The organism is Nostoc sp. (genome assembly GCF_035638895.1).
In the GTDB taxonomy this organism is placed as follows: domain Bacteria; phylum Cyanobacteriota; class Cyanobacteriia; order Cyanobacteriales; family Nostocaceae; genus Nostoc.
Map to the genome: position 1 here is coordinate 53,874 of NZ_DASQZC010000507.1, position 18,936 is coordinate 72,809.

Sequence of the window (18,936 nt, forward strand, 5' to 3'; positions counted from 1 at the left end):
TGCAATGATGCCTGTACGTCAAACATTATCAAAGCCTGATATCCAACTTTCTTACTTAGAGTGGAGCCAAGGGCAAGAACCCTTACTACTGTTACACGGCTTAGGCGACCATGCTGTAGTGTGGTCTAGTTTAGGAGATTACTTAGCGGCAGACTACCACATAGTTGCACCAGATATGCGCGGACACGGGCAAAGTAATAAGCCTGAGAAAGATTATAGCTTTGAGAGTGCGATCGCAGACCTTGAAGCACTAATGGATCATCTCGGATGGACATCTGCCCATATTGTAAGTCATTCGTGGACAGGCAAATTAGCCGCCATCTGGGCAAGGCAAAACCCAAAGCGTTTGCGGAGTATAATTCTAGTCGATCCAATTTTCATCTGGAAAATGCCCAGCCTTTTCAGGGTAACTTTTCCCATGCTGTATCGCTTCTTGCCTTTTCTCAAAAGCATGGGCCCCTTTGCCAGTTATGAAGAAGCCGAACAACAAGTACAGCAGCTAAAGCAATATCAAGGATGGAGTTCCCTACAGCAGCAAGTCTTCCAAGCAGGAATAGAACAAAAACTCGATGGTAGTTGGGGTAGCAAATTTACTATAGCCGCCCGCGACGGGATTTTTGAAGCAGTAATGCAAGTGCCTGGTTTTACAATCCCCCTTGACACCCCTACCATGTTCGTCCAGCCAGAACAAGGCTTGAACCGCCAAGATTGGCAAATTCAACCATACAAAACCTATCTTAAAAACTTACGCATCTGTCAAGTTCCTGGCAACCATTGGCCGTTTTTGACACAACCAGAGGCATTTAACCAAACGGTAGCAGCTTTCTTGGGAGAACACAGATAGAAAATCAATTATTGGACGGGATTATCATACGGCAACAGAAGAATTAATAGGAGTGATGTCTAACGAGATTGGGCATGGGGCATGGCGCATTGAGCATTGGTTATTCCCCCCATCTTACCCATCTCCCTCATCTCCCCATTCCCCACTCCCCACTCCCCACTCATGAGCCTTTGTATCAATCCCGTTTGCCCTAAACCAAACCACCCGGATAATCATCAAAACCGCTTTTGTCAAAGTTGTGGTTCCCATTTGGAATTGCTAGGGCGTTATCGGGTGACGAGCCTATTGAGCGACAAAACAGGGTTTAGTAAAGTTTATGAAGCTTATGAACAAGATACCCCTAAAATCCTCAAGATACTCAAAGAGGATTTATCAGGCGACGCCAAAGCAGTAGAACTATTTCAGCAAGAAGTAACCGTATTAGGACACTTCTTGCATCCCGGCATTCCCAAAGAGGATAGTTACTTCCAATATCAAACCCGAAATGGTTTAGTGTTGCATTGCATTGCAATGGAAAAAATCGATGGGTACAACTTAGAACAATGGTTAAAGCAGCACCAGAATTATCCTATTTCACAGGAACAAGCTATAGCTTGGTTAAAACAATTGGTAAAAATTTTGGATTTAGTGCATGGTAAACAGTACCTGCATCGAGATATTAAGCCATCTAATATTATGATTCGATCCCCCCTTGGTAAGGGCTGGGGGGATTTGGTACTGATTGATTTTGGCACCGCCACTGAAATTGATAGAACCTACCCAGGTAAACTCAGCAACGGCGACGGGATGACAGCACTGATGTCATCTGGTTACAGCGCTCCAGAACAAATGAATGCTCAAGCAGTACCGCAATCAGATTTTTTTGCCTTGGGACGCACATTTGTATTTTTACTCACGGGATACCATCCCTTAGATATGTATGATATGCAGCAAAATTTATTGCACTGGCAAAATCATGCTATCCATATCTCACCCTTACTATTGAATTTAATTGATTGGCTCACAGCACCGGATATAGAAAAGCGTCCGGCTAATGCCCAAGAGATTTTACAACGCTTAAAACAAATTGAAAACCAACTAACAGAAACTACTCCTGAAAATATTAATTTAGTAGAGGATAGTAATATCGAACAATTACCACCACTAATTACTAAAACTTCATTTGCTCCACAGAAACAGCCAGAAGAAGTACCACTACTGAAATTTTTTGCAGTGCTGCTAGTGATATTAGGATTAATTAGTATAGTGGCTTTAGCAACGCGGACATCAAAATTTTCTGTAAGGCAAAAATATGGACAATCCCCGGAAAAAAAAGGTAATATTGATTATTTTCCTTATAAAGAAGGTAGAGATAGTCAGGGGAGGGTAGCCGAATTTAATATAGCTGTTTTATCAGTAAAATATAAATGGCTTTTAGGTAGCAATTTTCAAATTAAATATAATGATGAAATTATTAGTCTTGACCTTTTAAATTTAAACTTAGAACAAGAACTTATACAGAATATAATGGAAGATCCTAGTGAGATTATCTCTGTAGGCATTTCTTGTAAAGGTAATATAGAAGTTCAACAGCGAATGGCTCTAGAACGTTCCAAACAAATACAATTTTTTGTAAGAAAATTATTTATTAATACACCAAAAATCAAAGGTTATCGTTTATTAAATTTGGGACAATTTCAACGGAGTGATTGTCAGGCAAATCAGGATTTAACTAAATATCAGAGAAGTATTATAATTATTGGTGTTAAAAAACTATCACCAAGTGTAATTCTCGATGAAGCATTACGGAATAGGTTAGAAAAGAAACCTTTTGCTGATTTTAAGTTAGAAGATTATTCTTTGGGGACGGCAGAAAAGTTTAAGACAATACCGAGTAATTTATAAAATCTCTAGCAAAATACATCAGTGCATAGGCGTAACCCATAGTAGATATCGCCACTTTAGCCATAAACTACAACCAACTAGAGGTAATTAAGGGAAGATTTAAGACGCTAAATACTCTAGACGAATTGCGTGGACTTATCAGTAGTATTCAAGCTTCCTCAACTTAGTACATGATTTTATAAATTCGTAGCGAAAAAATTACCACATATCAAACCTTTGCGTACCCTCTGCATTTCATTAGCCTCAATTCTGCACGGTTTGACGCAAAGCTGTACTTAGCCAAATCATTAGATGGGATTTTTTTAATTGAATGTTAAATTATTTAAGCTCCCATCCCAGAGTAACGCTTTAAACCTGCACGCCAAAGAAAGCGATTCGCACCCAAAAACACTAATATCCATCCCACCATTGACCCAAATCCTTGCCCTATATCCACGGGTAGCCCTACTAAAAGACTCGCAGGAAAATCAATCAAATAGGGAAAAGGCGTAAACATCACTATTTTCTGCACAGGTTCTGGAAAGACCTCTAAAGGTGCTATCAAACCAGATAAAAATAGATAAAACAAAAACCAAAAATTTTCTAAGGCGCTAGCCCGTTCTGTCCAAAAGGCGAACATGGCAAACGTGTACTGAATCGTAAACCGCAAAGCAAAAGCTAACATTGCCGCCAATGTAAACAGCAAAAACCTACTCAAACTTGGTACCCAAAAAGCTTGAGGATAAAGAATAAAAAATAATCCCACTAATAAAAAAGCAAACGTTAGCCGAGCAAATCTTTCAGAAATATGGGACGCAACGTGATGCCATACTGGATCGAGCGGTTGTAGCAACTTGGGCGAAAGCTTGCCTTCCACTACTTCCCTTTCAAACTCCCAAATTACCCAAGCAACTGTGAGTTGCCTAACGATGAAAACTGTGATGAAGTAACGAGCAAAATCCACAGGTGATAGCCCAAACTGCCCGCCTTGTGCTGCCTGTATCCAGATACCCATAAGGATAATCGGCAAAGACCCAGCCAAAACCCATAAGATTAGTTCTGCTCGATACTCAATCATATAGGCGTAGTATACTGACAGCAAAGTTAAGGCTTTTCTGATTATCCGCTTCATTTATTCACTTCCCGCTACAAAAATTACCCGGAATTCTCCACTCTTGTACAGACGCGATTAATCGCGTCCTACTACACGACACCCGCCTGAAAAACTCGTCCAATAACTTCTTCCACAGGCGGTTCGGTAACTGTTAAATCAATTACCTCTAAATCTGTCAAAATCTTAGAAACGGTGCGGGTGAGCGCCTCTCTAGATACCATAAAATGCACCGATCGCCCTTCTAAGTGTTGCACATCACCATAGGTCATAAGTTTTTCTATCGGTAGAGGTTGGGCTAACTCTATATGAACTTCCCGATATGGGGCAAAACGTTCTAGTAGTCCATCTAAACTACCGTCATACATCAGCCTACCCTCGTGAATCAACAGCACTCGTTGACACAAAGCTGTGATATCAGCCATGTAATGACTCGTCAACAGCACTGTAGCTTGATAACGCTGATTGTAGTCGCGCAAAAAATCGCGCACCGCTACCTGAGCATTTACATCTAGTCCCAGCGTTGGTTCATCTAGGAATAATACGTGGGGACGGTGCAAAAGCGCTGCTAGTAATTCTGCTTTCATCCGTTCACCCAAAGATAGCTTCCGTACTGGCTGAGTAAGCTTGCCTTCTAGGGAAAGCATCTCTGTTAGTTCTCCCACCCGCCGTTGGAACTCTTTATCAGAGATGTTGTATACAGCAGCATTAATTCTCAAAGAATCCAGTGCTGGCAAGTCCCAAATTAACTGCTGCTTTTGCCCCATTACCAAGGTAATTTTTTGCAAAAATGCTTCTTTGCGATCAAACGGAATTTGTCCAGCTACTTGAACTGTACCGCTAGACGGATGAATCAGCCCCGTAAGCATTTTGAGTGTGGTGGTTTTACCAGCCCCATTTGGGCCTAAAAACCCCACTACTTCACCAGGGGCAATTTCAAAGGAAACATTCTGAACTGCTTGAATTGAACGGTAAGTGCGGCGAAAAAAGTGGTTTATTGTACCTTTAATACCCGGACTTTTAACTGCCACTGGATAAGATTTACTCAGGTTTTCAGCAATGATAATTGACATATTTTTTATATTAGAAATTAAATTTTAGACTTCGGCATGAGCGCTCAGTCGAAGGCTTTTTCCTTCAATCCAAAATCCAAAATTCAAAATCTAAAATGGTTTTACCGTAAACGTCCTGATCGCAATGTACTAATAATTAACCACAAACCCAATAAACTAGCGACTGCAAACAGGGTAGTACTTAAAAAAGATAGCTGAGTTGTCTGGGCTTTGGTGGAAATAATTGCTGCACCCATAATCAGCGAACCCACTAATATACTAAAAGATAGTCGGTTAGCCGCATCGTCCATAGTGCGCCGCACACCATCTAACCCCCGCAGCGATAAATTCCACTGTAAGGTTTCCGAGGTAACTCGGTCTAATAACAGTTCAATTTGGCGGGGAGATTGGAGAGACAGACTTTTAATATCTAAGATTGTCCTGAGGAGCGATGGCACTGGATTATCGCCCACTAATTGCCGACGAAACAAGTCTGTAATTAATGGTTTGACTTCATCAAAAAAATTAAGCTCCGGGTTGAATGTCCGCGCTACACCCTCTAAATTTGCTAGGGTTTTAGCATACAAACCCATATTGCTAGGTAATCTAATTTTGTTGTTGCGAGCAACTTGTAAAACTTCATAAATTATCTGACTGAAGTTTATTTGTGTGAGGCTAACATTGTGATACTTTCGCAACATGCGATCGTAATCATTTTCTAACCGCGACAAAATTACTGGTTGAGCAGAATCTGATAGCTGCAAAGTTAATTGGGCGCACCTTTGAGCATCTAAATCAACGATCGCTAACAACATCTCTGTTAATATCTGCTGTGTGCGGGGATCAAGTCTTCCCACCATGCCACAGTCTAAGAGCGCAACACGGCTATCTTTGAGATAAAACAAGTTTCCTGGGTGGGGATCGGCGTGAAAAAAGCCATCAATATATAGCTGCTGAAAAAATACCCGAAATAACAAAGTAGTTATTTCTTTACGTTTGAGAGCAGGGTCTTTAACGTTGGGGTCATTATCCAAATCCGCCGCCAGGAACGGCACTCCATCCAGCCATTCCATCACCAGTAATTTTGCAGTGGTCAATTCCCAGTTAATTTCCGCAACCACTATTTGCGTGGGATCAAACCAGCGACTTTTAGATAAATTGCGCCGCAGTTGGTCTGTAAAACCCGCTTCCCGTGTAAAATCTAACTCGGCTTCTAGAGCTTTGGTAAATTCTTCGGCAATGGATTTGATTTCGTAGGTTTGCCCAAATTCAGTTCGCGCCACTAAATCGGCAATACCTTGAATTAAAGCAATATCTTGGGCAATAGTCAAATCAATTCCTGGACGTTGCACTTTCAGAGCGACTTCTCGACCGTCTGCTAATGTAGCGCGATGTGTCTGAGCAATTGATCCGGCTGCTACTGGAATCGGGTTAACTGTGGTGAAGGTTTCTGTTAGTGGACGTTTTAATTCTTTACGGAGGATTATTTCTATCTCTGACCAAGGAACGGGCGGTACTTCGTCTTGTAAAGTTGATAGTTCCTCAATATAGGCGGCGTTTAGTAAATCGGGACGGGTAGAAAGTAGCTGACCAAGTTTAACGTAAACTGGCCCCAAGTCTACCAGGATATTTTTTAAAACCGCAGGTGTAGGTAGCTGAGGTTCATCAGCTTTGCCACCAGTAAGTAACCTTCGCATATAGTCCCAGCCATTGCGAAGGAATACTTCAAGAATTTCTCGTTGACGGGGAACAGTTTGGGTGAGGAACATTTTTGAGAGTGGGGAGTAGGGAGTGGAGAGTGGGGAGTAGGGGAGGCAGGGGGAGTAGGGGAGGCAGGGGGAGTAGGGGAGGCAGGGGGAGCAGGGGAGGCAGGGGAAGATGAAGTATTGATTATTGACCAATTCCCAATGCCCAATTCCCAATGCCCAATGCCCAATTCCCAATGCCCCATTTCCAATGCTCTGCTTTTCGACAGTCAAGTTATAATGGGAAAATAGGCTTTTTCGCCTCTACCAAGGGATTTAACTTTTATAGCAGGTCGGTAAATCGGGAATCGCTTTGGAGAATTTTAAGGATCTGCTTGATTTCCTGGGTACGTTCTTTTTTAACAACGAGGGTAACATTGCGATCGCGCACAATCACCACGTCCTCTAAACCAATTGTAACAACTACATCCTCTGGATTTGAGGCGTAAATAATCGCCCCCTGCGTATCTATCCCTACGTGCGTAGCCAGTTCCACATTGGGAGTCTCTTCTGTTTTGAGTAAGCGTTCGATCGCATTCCAATCTCCTAAATCATCCCAACCAAAATCAACTGGCAAAACGTATGCTAGAGTTGTCTTTTCCATTAGCGCATAGTCTATACTCTTCTTAGGCAACTGGGGATAGATATCAGGGCCATGTTGTTCTAAAGGTTCGATAATTTCTGGTGCATGGGTATGTAGTTCCTTGAGAACAACCCCTGCCCGAAAAACGAACATTCCACTATTCCAGCTAAAACGTCCCGTAGATAAAAAAGTTTCTGCCGTTTCGCGGTCGGGCTTTTCAGTAAAGCGGTTGACGTGATAAGCTGGCAACTCATTAAAGCTACCTATTTTTTCACCTTGTTCAATGTAGCCGTAACCGGTTGATGGAAAAGTAGGCTTGATCCCCAGTGTAACGATCGCTGCTGTGCTTGCTGCTAGTTGCGTAGCCGCACTTAATGTGTGTGCAAACGCCTCTTGATCAGCAATCCAGTGGTCAGCAGGGAAAAAGCCAATAACAGCGTCTTCTCCATAGCGCTGTTTGATTTCTAAACTTGTCCAAGCAACGGCTGCGGCGGTGTCTCTTCCTTCTGACTCAATCAATAAATTCTGAGATGGTAGATCGGGTAATTGTTGTCTTACCCCTTCAGCTATCTGATTAGAAGTAATTACCCACAAGGAATCCCACCCCCTTGGGGTTCGCCAGTCGCCTGCGGAGGGAAACCCTCCCGCAGCGCTGGACTCACCGCCACCGAGTTCAATCAATCGATCGGCGGTTGCTTGTAATAAACTTCTAGAGCTACCATCAAGGCTTAAAAATTGCTTGGGTCGGTCTTTGCGACTCAGGGGCCAAAAACGTTCACCTTTACCACCAGCAAGAATTACGGGGAACAATAAAGTATTCATGTTGTCATACACGCCTACCGAAGAACATTACAAGTTTACAGTGAGCTTTTCCACTGGCAATATTTGTAGCTTGGATTAACATACTTTTAGGGAGTGGTTGAGTGGGGAGATAATTGTGATAAAACAAATCGAATGGTCGGAAAATCCGCTTGGATCTCAGCAAGTTGTAGAATTTGAAACTGAGGTGCGACAGCAGCAACTTCAACGAACAGAAAATCAAGTAACACCTGCACCAGTAGAGGATTTAGAGGAGGAGGATGTCGAACTAAGCCCGCCAGCGAATCCCAACCGTAGCGTTGTCGAATCAGTGGGTGCAATTCCCAATCAGCTTTACGAGAGACTGGGCTTAACCATGCCTCGATGGCTGTTGTGGATCATGACAGTTGTCATCGGCATTATCTTATCTGGTTTACTGGTATCAAGTTTAGCGCTGTGGACTCCCTTGTGGAGCAATCTAGATCGAACAGATGAAGATTTAGGAACTACTGCTAAAGACGAGATAAAAATTCCATTACCAGGGGAGTTATGGAGCAAACTTTCCCAGTATAACCTTTCACGACCCATGAATATTTTAATTATGGGGATTGAACCAGTTAGCGGTACTGTTGATGGTTCACCAGAAAGCTTTGCTGGGAAAAGTGACACCATGCTGCTAGTAAGGCTCAATCCTAGTGAAAAATCTGTACGGGTGCTTTCCATTCCCAGAGATACGATGATCGCCATCCCAGAAAAGGGAGAAAAGGGTTTAACTAAGGTATCTGATGCTAATCCCAAAGGCGGCCCAGTCTTGGCAGCACGGGTAGTTAGCCGTACCTTAAATAATGCCCCAATCGATCGTTACATCCGTATTTCTACTAGTGGATTACGACAGTTAGTCGATCAGTTAGGCGGAATAGAAGTCTTTGTTCCCCAATCAATGGAATATAAAGACTCTAGCAGTCGGCTGTCGATTAATTTAGTCAGTGGCTGGCAAACCCTCAACGGCGAACAAGCAGAACAATTTGCCCGATTCCGCGAACCAGGTTTGGGAGATTTACCGAGAGTGCAGCGTCAGCAAGCACTAACAGCAGCATTGCTGCAACGCTTAAATAGTCCTACTGTCTTACCTAGGTTGCCTCAGTTAACTCGCTTGATGCGAAAATACTTTGATACCAACCTGAAGATGGAAGAAATGATGGCGTTGGTGAACTTCGGACTCAACTTGGATCGGGATAATTTCCAAATGACCGTGTTGCCTGGTACGTTTAGCCGTTTTAGCAAAGACCCTGATAGCTATTGGCTAAATATGACTGGACAACAGAGCCTGTTGAATGATTATGTTGGGGTAAATGTACCTGGTCTGAAACCAGATATGCGTCAGGTTCCTAACCTCAAAATTGCTATTCAAAATGCTTCCAATCAACCTCAGCTAACTGAAAAAGTTATTGCTTATCTGAAACAGAAAGGCTTTACTAATATTTACAAAGTGCCTGATTGGCCAGATACCCAACGTCAAACTCAGATTGTTGTCCAAAAAGGCAACCGACGAGTTGGAGTTGATTTGCAAAAAGTTTTAGGCTTGGGTCAAATTGAGGTAGCGGCAATTGGTGATTTAGAATCTGATCTCACAATTCGGATTGGTAAAGATTGGAAATAGTCAAGAGTCATTAGTCATTAGTCATTAGTCATTGGTTAAATGACAAGCGGCTAATGACAAAGGACTGCTGAGAAATAATAAAATTATGAAAAAGATTTTACTGCGCTTTTTTGGTTTGATTGTGATTTTGCTACTAGCATTTTTGTGGTTAATACTTAATCCCAAACCTGCTTTTGCTCAGATAAACACAATCAATTACAACAATATAAATTTAGAAAATCGTGATTTTTCTCATGCTGATTTGGCAGGTGTGACTTTTGTAGCAGCAGAAATGCGGGGGACGAATTTTCAAGAAGCGAATTTAACTAACGCAATTCTCACTAAAGGAGTCTTGTTAAAAGCAAATTTGGAAGGTGCGAATCTAGCAGGCGCTTTAGTCGATCGCGTGACTATGGATGGTGCTAACCTGAAAAATGCCATTTTTACAGAAGCAACTTTGACCCGTAGCCGTTTTTTTGATGCCGAAATTACAGGCGCTGATTTTACCGACGCTTTAATTGACCGTTATCAAGTGTCGCTAATGTGTGAAAGGGCTGATGGGGTAAATCCGGTTACGGGTATGTCAACGCGAGATAGTTTAGGTTGTAAGTAAAGAATCTCAGCGTTGAGCATAAAAACAGAGACATCAATTATCCGTCGGAATTTCAATTAAAAACTCTGTTCCTTCTCCTGGTTTAGAGGAACATTTAATTTGACCATGATGTTTTTCAACTATTATTTGATGGCTGATAGATAATCCTAACCCGGTACCTTTACCTGGTGCTTTGGTAGTGAAGAAGGGATCAAATATATGCGATCGCACCTCTTCTGGAATCCCCAAACCATTATCAGTTATTCTAATTACAATCTGGTTATTAACGGCTTGCGTACTAATCCAGATAGTTAAAGGTATTTTTGGACACCTTTGTGATAAATTCAAATACCTTTGCTGTATAGTTTTAAACTTTTCCTCTAATGCATCAATACTGTTACTTAGAAGATTCATAAACACTTGATTTAATTGCGCTGGATAGCATTCGAGCAAACCTAAATTAGCATATTCTTTCACAATTTGAATAGCTGGGCGTTCATTATTGTTTTTGAGCCGATGCCCTAAGATTAGCAAAGTACTATCCAATCCTTCATGAATGTCTACTGGCTTTAATTCAGCCTCATCTGTACGAGAAAAGTTTCGCAGTGATAGGACAATCTCACAAATCCGCTCTGTGCCTATTTTCATTGAGTCAAGGGTTTTGGGCAAATCTTCGATGAGAAAGTCCAAATCAGTCTTGTCAATTTGCTGTTGGACAGTTGGCAATACTGAGGAGTTTTGGCGGTAAAGTTTCACTACATTTAGTAGCTCTTGAGTATATTCATTTAAATGGATGAGATTACCAAAAATAAAACTCACAGGATTATTGATTTCATGAGCGACTCCAGCAAGTAGTTGTCCTAATCCTGCCATTTTTTCACCCTGAATTAACCGGGTCTGAGTTTGTTTTAATTCTTGCAGAGCTTGAGTAAGTTCTAAAGTTTGACGTTTAGTTTGTTCGAGTAATTCTGCTTGCTGAATTGCAATTCCCAATTGCACCCCTACTTGAGCCAGTAAATTAATTTCTTCCTCTTTCCAATAACGCGGCTGGGAATTTTGATAAGCAACTAATAATCCCCATAATTTTTCACCTTCCCGAATCGGAACAAAGGTTTCGTTACGCGGAAGTTCGTTATCGTCGTCTGTGTCCTCAAAAGTTTCTATTATAATCATTGGTTGAGCTTGTAAAACAGGCTTCCAACCATCTTTAAAAGAATCTGCTACAAATTTACCGCTCCAATCTGAGTTGAAACGGTAGATTGCAACTCGCTCGACTTCGAGCAACTCTCGCACAGCGTGAGTAGTGGTTCTAAAAATAGTTTTAATATCAAGTGACTGGCGGATTTTATCAATGGTTGCAGCCAGCAATTCTTGCCGTTCCATTGCTTTCTCCCGTTCAGTAGCTTCTGCTAACTGGACAACCTGCATTTGAACTTGCTTTAAATAAGAATCTTGTTTTAATGCTACTCCCAATTGCTCGGCTATTTGACTAGCAAATTCAATTTCAGAGGGTTGCCATTGACGGGGAGCGTTGCATTGGTGAATACACAGCAATCCCCAAAGTTCACCTTTTTTCAATAGAGGTGCGATCAGATTTGCCCGCACTTGAAATTTTTCTAAGATTTGAATGTAGCAACCTGGAAAATTTTCTTGATAAATGTCAGCGATCGCATTTACTCGACCTTGTGCATAAAGGTGGGCAAAGTTTTCACCGAAGCAATAATCATAAACTTTTTCTGCTATTACCGAGCTACATTCAGCTACAACATCCTCAGAAATAAACTCTCCTTCCCAATCTTTTTGAGGGTCAAAACGAAAGACTGCAACTCGATCTGCTTGCAGCATTTTCCGTGCCTCGGTGACAGTAGTTTGGAAGATTGTATCTAAATCTAGGGATTCCCGAATTCGACTAATCACGCTAGTTAATGTCTTTTGTTGCTCTGCTTGGTACTGAGCGTATGTGAGCAACTTATGGTGTCGCACTGCCACACCAATTTGTGTGCCGATTTTGCTTAGTGATTCGACTTCATAAGATTGCCACTGTCTGGGTGAAGAATTTTGGTAAGCAGCGATGACTCCCCAAAGTTTGTCTCCTTGGAGAATGGGGGCAGTTGCAAAGGCTTTTGCCTGAAATTGCTCCAATAGGGTTACATGGCAGTTTGTTAATCCGGCTTGGTAAATGTCATTGACTGTAAATGTCTGGTTATTAGCGTAACGTCCGCCTTGCGTCTGTTGTAAATAAGTATCAGCGTAGGCGTAGCCCGTCGTAGACATCGCAGGCTCAATGCCAACTAAAGGAGTCCAGCTTTCCGCAAATGATTCAGCGACGAAATTACCACTCCAATCGGCATTGAAGCTAAAAATGGCAACTCGATCAGCTTGCAGCAGCTGACGTATTTCTTGAGTTGTTGTTTTAAAGATGGTTTCAATATCAAGGGGTGAGCGAATTTCATCGACAATCCGAGCAATTACTTGGTCGCGTTGAGCCGCTTGAGCCAATTCTGCGGCTTGCAATTGGACTTCATGGAGATGTTGTGCTTGTTGAATCGCAACAACAAGATGGTCAGCAATTTGACGAATAAACTCAATTTCCGATTCTTTCCAGTCACGAGCTTCACTGCACTGATGGATGCAAAGCAATCCCCACAGTTCCTTCTGGCGCGATAGAGGGACAACGAGGTTGGCCTGTACCTGAAATTTCCTCAAAAATGCCACATGACAATCACTCAGTCCCGCTTTGTAAATATCTGCTACTGCTTGCACTCTACCTTGTTGATAACTGGAAGCAAATTGTTCTCCAAAGCAGTGGTCATAAACTTTTATTGCCAGTGCTGAGTCCCAGCCAAGTGCAACATCCTCAGAAACAAATTCTCCTTCCCAGTCTTTTTCATGGTCAAACTGGAAGACTGCCACACGATCAGCATTTAGCAACTGACGCACTTGTGTAACGGTAGTTTGAAAAATTGTTTCTAAGTCAAGAGACTCCCGAATTCGGACAATTACACTCGCCAGAGCCTTTTGTTGGTCTAGTTGCTCTTGAAGTTGAGCGCTTGACAAAAGAAGTTGATTTTCCGTGAAATTTGAATTGGGTTCCATTGCTCTGGATTATGTCGTTTAATGATTCCTCATACCAAACTTCATGGAGTCAAAGGGCGTCAAAAATATGACAAACTGCAATACTTTTGCAGTGTTCAACAATTTCCCAGAAGATGGTTATTGTTATAGTTCCCCTTTCTTTATCTATCCTCGTAATGGGTTAAAAAATAATTTAGTCAAAAAATTAAATTACTCAATTCCTTCATCTAAGACGACCATCAGATATCTGCTTCCCCTGCTCAAGAAAGCTCGTTTTGCGATTGATTATTTTTTTATTTGGAAGTCCCTTGAGCGTAGGCGTAACCCGCCGTAGGCATCGTACCAATGCCCACCATAGGATACCAAAAGGGCTGAAGGCGAAAACATGTAAAATAAGTAATTTCTCAAAATTTACCTGACAGATTGCGGTATTTCAGGTTAAATGTTTTAAAGTATGCACTCTGCAAGAGTTGTCGGGTAATATTCGTGACACAACAAGACCAAAAACCCTCTCGTTCTTTCGCTGGAATTGCTGGCATTGTTGCCGCAGCCACATTAATTAGTAAAATCTTCGGTTTAGTGCGGCAGCAAGCGATCGCTGCCGCTTTTGGTGTTGGTGCTGCTGCCACCGCCTATAGTTATGCCTATGTTATCCCTGGCTTTCTATTAATATTACTCGGTGGCGTAAATGGGCCATTACACAGTGCAGTTGTCAGCGTTTTAGCCAAGCGGCGGCGAGAAGAAGCGGCTCCTCTAGTAGAAACAGTGACAACGCTGGTAGCTGGAGTGCTGTTGGTGGTGACAGTTGCTCAAATTTTATTTGCGGATGCGATCGTTGATTTAGTTGGTTATGGTTTGGAGCCGACAACCAGAGCGATCGCAATTCAACAACTCCGCATTATGGCACCAATGGCTTTATTTTCAGGATTGATTGGCATTGGTTTCGGTACTCTCAATGCAGCCAATCAATATTGGTTACTCTCCATTAGTCCACTGTTATCTAGCATTACCGTTATTATCGGCATTGGTTTCATGACCATGCAAGTGGGCAAGGACATTATCAAGCCAGAATACGCTTTAATCGGTGGTATGGTATTAGCCTGGGGAACCTTAGCAGGGGCAATTCTCCAATGGGTAGTGCAGCTAATTGTTCAGTGGCGGTTAGGATTAGGTACGTTACGGCTGCGGTTTGATTTTAAATCCCCAGGTGTTCAAGAAGTGATTAGAATCATGACTCCGGCAACAATTTCTTCCGGGATGATGCCAATCAACTTTGCTACTGTACTTTACTTCGCCAGTCCCATCCCCGGTGCTGCTGCTGGTTTTAACTATGCCAATTTGCTAGTACAAACTCCCTTAGGGATTATTTCTAATATCATTTTGCTGCCTCTGTTACCAATATTTGCCAAACTTGCCGAACCAGAAAATTGGGATGATCTCAAATTACGGATTCGTCAGGGACTCTTACTTAGTGCTGTCACTATGCTACCTCTAGGAGCCTTGATGGTAGTATTATCTGTACCCATTGTTCAGGTAGTGTATGAACGGGGTGCTTTCAAGTCAGATGCTACACAGCTAGTTTCCGAGTTGCTAATTGTTTACGGCATTGGGATGTTTGCTTATTTGGGGCGTGATGTCTTAGTGCGCGTATTTTATGCCTTGGGTGATGGGCAGACACCTTTTCGCATCAGTACTTTTAACATCTTTCTCAATGCTGCGCTCGATTGGATTTTAGTTGGGCCTTTTGGTGCTCCCGGTTTAGTGTTAGCAACAGTAGGTGTAAATTGCAGTTCCTTGTTGATGCTGTTATGGTTGCTCGATCGCAAACTCAATGGTTTACCTTGGCGTGAGTGGAGTTTGCCGATTTTGGGTTTGACTGCGGGTAGCTTGGTAGCTGGGGTAGCAAGCTATGGGACATTGGTTGCTTCTCAACAATTGCTAGGTAAAACAGGTTTACTGATTCTGGTGTTGCAATTGTGTATATCAGGCTTCGTGGGGATTGCAGTGTTTGCTGCGATCGCTTTATCAATGAAAATACCAGAGGTGAATACTTTTATATCTCGTCTACGTCAGCGCTTTTTGAAAAAATAACTGTTATCAGAAGAAACTTTTGCTGTTAGTTAACGTCACTTGAGTAACCAGTCTCTGAGTTATTTCCTAAGGGCATCTAAAAGTCAGACAACTGACATCTTGCACCATTATCAATAAACTTAGGGTAGGCACTGCTAGTCCCTAATCTCCAAATCGCCAGCCCCAAGTCCCCAGAGTCCTCTCAAAAGGGACGAGATTTGGGTAATATAAAGTAGCTATCTTTTCTGCATGGCAGATCCTGAAAGAAAAGCTTTCTTTGTCTTACCCCTTGGAGATATTTCTATGCTGACTTTAAAAATCGCTGTTTATATTGTTGTTGCCTTCTTCGTCGCTATCTTCGTCTTCGGATTTTTGTCAAACGATCCAGCTCGTAACCCCGGCCGTCGGGACTTAGAGTAAAAGGGCAATAAATCATCCGCGACTTTAGAAGGCGGAAGATACTAAACGCCACGGAAACTTACTAAACTTTCGCCTAGTAAGTTTCCTCCTTAAAGTGGCTTGCTACCGATAGCAGAAGGCGACAGTCGGAAGGCAAAATGTATATTTAATCCTTCTGTCCGTCATTTGGCTGTTTGTTAGCCCGATTATGCTCAAATATGCTTCATCCAGTTCTGCCGCCTGATCCGCCTTTTATTCTCGAATCTTTACAAGCTGTAAATCCCGCCTCATCTGCTAGTCATACAAACTTTCTTTCAGGTGTAGATACTGGAATACACGAAAAGATAGACAAATCCAAGCAGCCCAAGGATTTGGCACAGTTGGCAATTGCGGGTGAAACCAAGAGTGATCCGCCATTGCCAACTCCGATCAACTCAACTCAGGATGCCTTGGTAGTTGCCGAAACTGCCTCTGTACCCCATTCACCAAAAACCTTACCACCAGAATCGCCCATCAACAGTTCTGGAACTGCTGCACTTTTGGGGCGATCGCTAATCGGTGGTTATCCCATGCAGGAGGTTAAAACCTCTAATTATCGAGATAAAGAAGACACAAAAACAAGTACGAGTGTCGGTGTTCAGCGCTCGGAACTTCTGCTAAGAGGGGCGTTACGCAAGCAGGAGACGCAAAGAGAAGCCACTACGTTGCCAAAGAAAGTTGGAGCGGAGGCTTCCTTTATAAACTTAAAAGGTGAACCTTCTCAAAAACTTGGTGAGCGATATCTAACGACAAGCCGCTTTGCGTCTACGCCAACTCTCAACTTTAATAGAGAAAAACAAACCTTTTTGGATGGTAGCTTTAGCTATAGAGTTTCCCAAAATTCCCAACTTGTCCAGTCTTTGCGTCCTCTTCAAACTGTCCCAAGTGCTACAAACAGCAACAAAGTAGAATCTAAAGCGGGAATTTTAGCACAGAAGTTAACCCAGCAAAGTGATAGTACTGCACCACAGTCTTCAGGAAGAGACAATATCTCTGAATCTGCTGCTGATCTTGCACCGAGTTCTCAATCAGTACAAAATTTTATAAAATTCACGTCTCGTAACCCGACAAATCAACTCTCAAAGCCCATCACTGTAGGATTCAAGTCCCAAGTCCAACAACAAGCTCAAGTAGCAACGCCTACACCAGATGGCAATACGATTAATCAGCTACAAAGTCAACCATCTAGTACAACTGCGCCAGCTACCACCCCGCCAGCTACCACCCCGCCAGCCAAACCGAGAATTGTAGAAGTCACTTCAGATCGGCAAGAGTATGACGAGCAACGGCGAATTATTACAGCTGTTGGTAATGTACTTGTGCGATTTGATGGGGCGGTGGTGGATGCCGATCGCCTGCAAGTCAATTTAGACAACTTGATTGCTGCCGGGGAAGGCAACGTAACTTTAACACGGGGCGATCAGGTACTGCGTGGGCAGCGCTTTACTTATAACTTTGTTCAAGATAGTGGAGAACTGCTAAATGGTAGAGGAGAAATTTATGTACCCTCAGCACAAACAGATTTTGCTTTTTCATCCACGGGTATAACTGCTGGTGGAGTTCCAAAACGTCCGCCGAGCGATCGCATTAGAGCCAATCAGCCCGTTTCCGGTGTAAGCAGCCCTGGAGGAATTGATGTGACAATTGGTGGTCGGGCAGATGCTAGCAACATCCCGCCCCCGAAAACAGGGGGTGTAGTCAATCGGCTCAGGTTTGAAGCTGAACACATTGACTTTTATCCGCAAGGCTGGCAAGCAAGGGATGTCCGCATCACCAACGATCCTTTTTCGCCCCCTGAATTACAATTACGCGCAAATACAGTAACTCTGACGCGAGAATCACCCTTGGTAGACCGCATCAGAACACAGAATCAGCGTTTGGTATTTGATCAAGGCATCTCCTTACCAATTCCGGTGAATGAGCGGACTATTGACCGCCGGGAGCGGGATGTTACACCTGCAATAGTTTCCCCTGGTTATGATGGAGAAGATCGGGGTGGTTTATATATTGAGCGTGGCTTTCCAGTGATCGATACAGAGAAGACACGCTGGACGATTACGCCCCAGTTGTTAATACAGAGAGCTGTGCAAGAAGGCACGGGTGATTTAGGCGCACTGCTTGCTGTTAAGACAAAGATAAATTCTGTTTTGAGTCCACGAGCAGTCATTGACGGGACTGGGGAATTAACTAGTTTTGACTTGAACAAGCTAGAAGATAATTTGCGGGCGAGGTTAGGATTGCGCCAGACATTAGGGACTTCCCTTCCCCATCTTTTGAATCTGGAGTATAGCTACCGCGATCGCTTTTACAATGGTACCCTCGGCTTTCAAACCGTCCAGAGTAGTCTTGGTGGTATTATTCTCTCTCCTGTGATTCCTTTGGGCAAAAGTGGCATCAACCTCACCTATCAGGGAAGCGCTCGATATATCAATGCCAACACCGATCGCCAAGACTTACTAGAACCAGTGCGGGAAAATGATCGCATCTCACTAGGTCGTTTCCAAGCCAGCGCTTCCCTGAGTACTGGGGTGTTGCTGTGGCAGGGAAAACCATTACCACCTACTGCCACTGGGGGATTACGATACACGGCTAACCCTGTAGTTCCTTACTTGCGAGCGATCGCTGGACTTACAGGCACTAGCAGTTATTACACCAATGGTGATAACCAAAGTACCCTAACTGGTACAATTGGTTTAGTAGGGCAAATTGGTCATTTTTCTCGACCTTTTTTAGACTACACAGCCTTTAATATTACTTATTCTCAAGGCTTAAACAACGGATTATCACCCTTTTTGTTTGATCGCTCCGTTGATAACCAAGTGTTGAGCGCTGGGATATCACAGCAAATTTACGGCCCTTTTCGCTTAGGCTTTCAAACATCTGTTAACTTGGATACTGGTAAAGAAACCAGCACTGACTATATTGTGGAATATAGCCGTCGCACCTATGGCATCACCTTGCGTTACAATCCGGTGTTGGAGTTAGGCGGTATCAGCATCCGAATTAGTGATTTTAACTGGGGTGGCGGCACTGATCCATTTTCTGAAGTTAAACCAGTGGTAGGCGGCGTGCAACAGGATTATTAGTCAAATAGTTAGCAGTTTCCCTACTGGACACTTGATTCTT

12 protein-coding genes are annotated in these 18,936 nt (G+C 42.9%); 7 read left to right on the top strand and 5 right to left on the bottom strand.

Going from position 1 to position 18,936, the window contains the following annotated elements; all coding sequences use genetic code 11:
* The first annotated feature begins 7 nt into the window (after nucleotides 1-7).
* Nucleotides 8-844, top strand: coding sequence for an alpha/beta fold hydrolase (locus tag VE944_RS25420; protein WP_324983726.1), 837 nt, complete (start codon nucleotides 8-10; stop codon nucleotides 842-844).
* 162 nt (nucleotides 845-1,006) lie between these two features.
* Nucleotides 1,007-2,728, top strand: a complete 1,722-nt coding sequence (locus VE944_RS25425; protein ID WP_324983643.1) for a serine/threonine protein kinase — start codon at nucleotides 1,007-1,009, stop codon at nucleotides 2,726-2,728.
* Between the two features lie 322 nt (nucleotides 2,729-3,050).
* Here VE944_RS25425 and VE944_RS25430 read toward each other — a convergent pair whose 3' ends face one another.
* The 4 genes from VE944_RS25430 to VE944_RS25445 all read right to left on the bottom strand — a co-directional run bounded on the left by VE944_RS25430 (nucleotide 3,051) and on the right by VE944_RS25445 (nucleotide 8,020).
* Nucleotides 3,051-3,839, bottom strand: coding sequence for an ABC transporter permease (locus VE944_RS25430; RefSeq protein ID WP_324983646.1), 789 nt, complete (start codon nucleotides 3,837-3,839; stop codon nucleotides 3,051-3,053).
* A 71-nt stretch (nucleotides 3,840-3,910) separates the two neighbouring features.
* Nucleotides 3,911-4,891 (bottom strand): ABC transporter ATP-binding protein, encoded by a 981-nt coding sequence (locus VE944_RS25435; RefSeq protein WP_324983649.1) that lies wholly within the window; start codon nucleotides 4,889-4,891, stop codon nucleotides 3,911-3,913.
* Between the two features lie 101 nt (nucleotides 4,892-4,992).
* On the bottom strand, nucleotides 4,993-6,639 hold the full coding sequence (locus VE944_RS25440) for an ABC1 kinase family protein (RefSeq protein ID WP_324983652.1): 1,647 nt from the start codon (nucleotides 6,637-6,639) through the stop codon (nucleotides 4,993-4,995).
* A 259-nt stretch (nucleotides 6,640-6,898) separates the two neighbouring features.
* Nucleotides 6,899-8,020 (bottom strand): mannose-1-phosphate guanylyltransferase, encoded by a 1,122-nt coding sequence (locus VE944_RS25445; protein WP_324983655.1) that lies wholly within the window; start codon nucleotides 8,018-8,020, stop codon nucleotides 6,899-6,901.
* A gap of 115 nt (nucleotides 8,021-8,135) precedes the next feature.
* Between VE944_RS25445 and VE944_RS25450 the strand changes: the two genes are divergently transcribed.
* Both VE944_RS25450 and VE944_RS25455 read left to right on the top strand, forming a co-directional pair.
* Nucleotides 8,136-9,656 carry an LCP family protein gene (locus VE944_RS25450; protein ID WP_324983658.1) on the top strand — a complete coding sequence of 507 codons (1,521 nt, stop codon included), beginning with the start codon at nucleotides 8,136-8,138 and terminating at the stop codon, nucleotides 9,654-9,656.
* An 85-nt stretch (nucleotides 9,657-9,741) separates the two neighbouring features.
* Nucleotides 9,742-10,248 (top strand): pentapeptide repeat-containing protein, encoded by a 507-nt coding sequence (locus tag VE944_RS25455; RefSeq protein WP_324983661.1) that lies wholly within the window; start codon nucleotides 9,742-9,744, stop codon nucleotides 10,246-10,248.
* Between the two features lie 33 nt (nucleotides 10,249-10,281).
* Here the strand turns inward: VE944_RS25455 and VE944_RS25460 are convergent, their stop codons facing one another.
* Complete coding sequence (locus tag VE944_RS25460) at nucleotides 10,282-13,323, bottom strand: GAF domain-containing sensor histidine kinase (RefSeq protein WP_324983664.1); 3,042 nt, start codon at nucleotides 13,321-13,323, stop codon at nucleotides 10,282-10,284.
* Nucleotides 13,324-13,788: 465 nt separating this feature from the next.
* On the opposite strand from VE944_RS25460, the gene murJ reads away from it, so the two are divergent.
* The 3 genes from murJ to VE944_RS25475 all read left to right on the top strand — a co-directional run bounded on the left by murJ (nucleotide 13,789) and on the right by VE944_RS25475 (nucleotide 18,896).
* The gene (murJ, locus tag VE944_RS25465; protein WP_324983667.1) at nucleotides 13,789-15,393 is read left to right on the top strand and encodes a murein biosynthesis integral membrane protein MurJ; all 1,605 of its coding nucleotides are present in this window, start codon (nucleotides 13,789-13,791) and stop codon (nucleotides 15,391-15,393) included.
* A gap of 282 nt (nucleotides 15,394-15,675) precedes the next feature.
* Nucleotides 15,676-15,792 (top strand): photosystem II reaction center protein I, encoded by a 117-nt coding sequence (locus VE944_RS25470; protein ID WP_010995449.1) that lies wholly within the window; start codon nucleotides 15,676-15,678, stop codon nucleotides 15,790-15,792.
* A 197-nt stretch (nucleotides 15,793-15,989) separates the two neighbouring features.
* Entirely contained in the window at nucleotides 15,990-18,896 is a 2,907-nt protein-coding gene (locus tag VE944_RS25475) for a DUF3769 domain-containing protein (protein ID WP_324983669.1), read from the top strand.
* The last annotated feature ends 40 nt before the right edge of the window (nucleotides 18,897-18,936 follow it).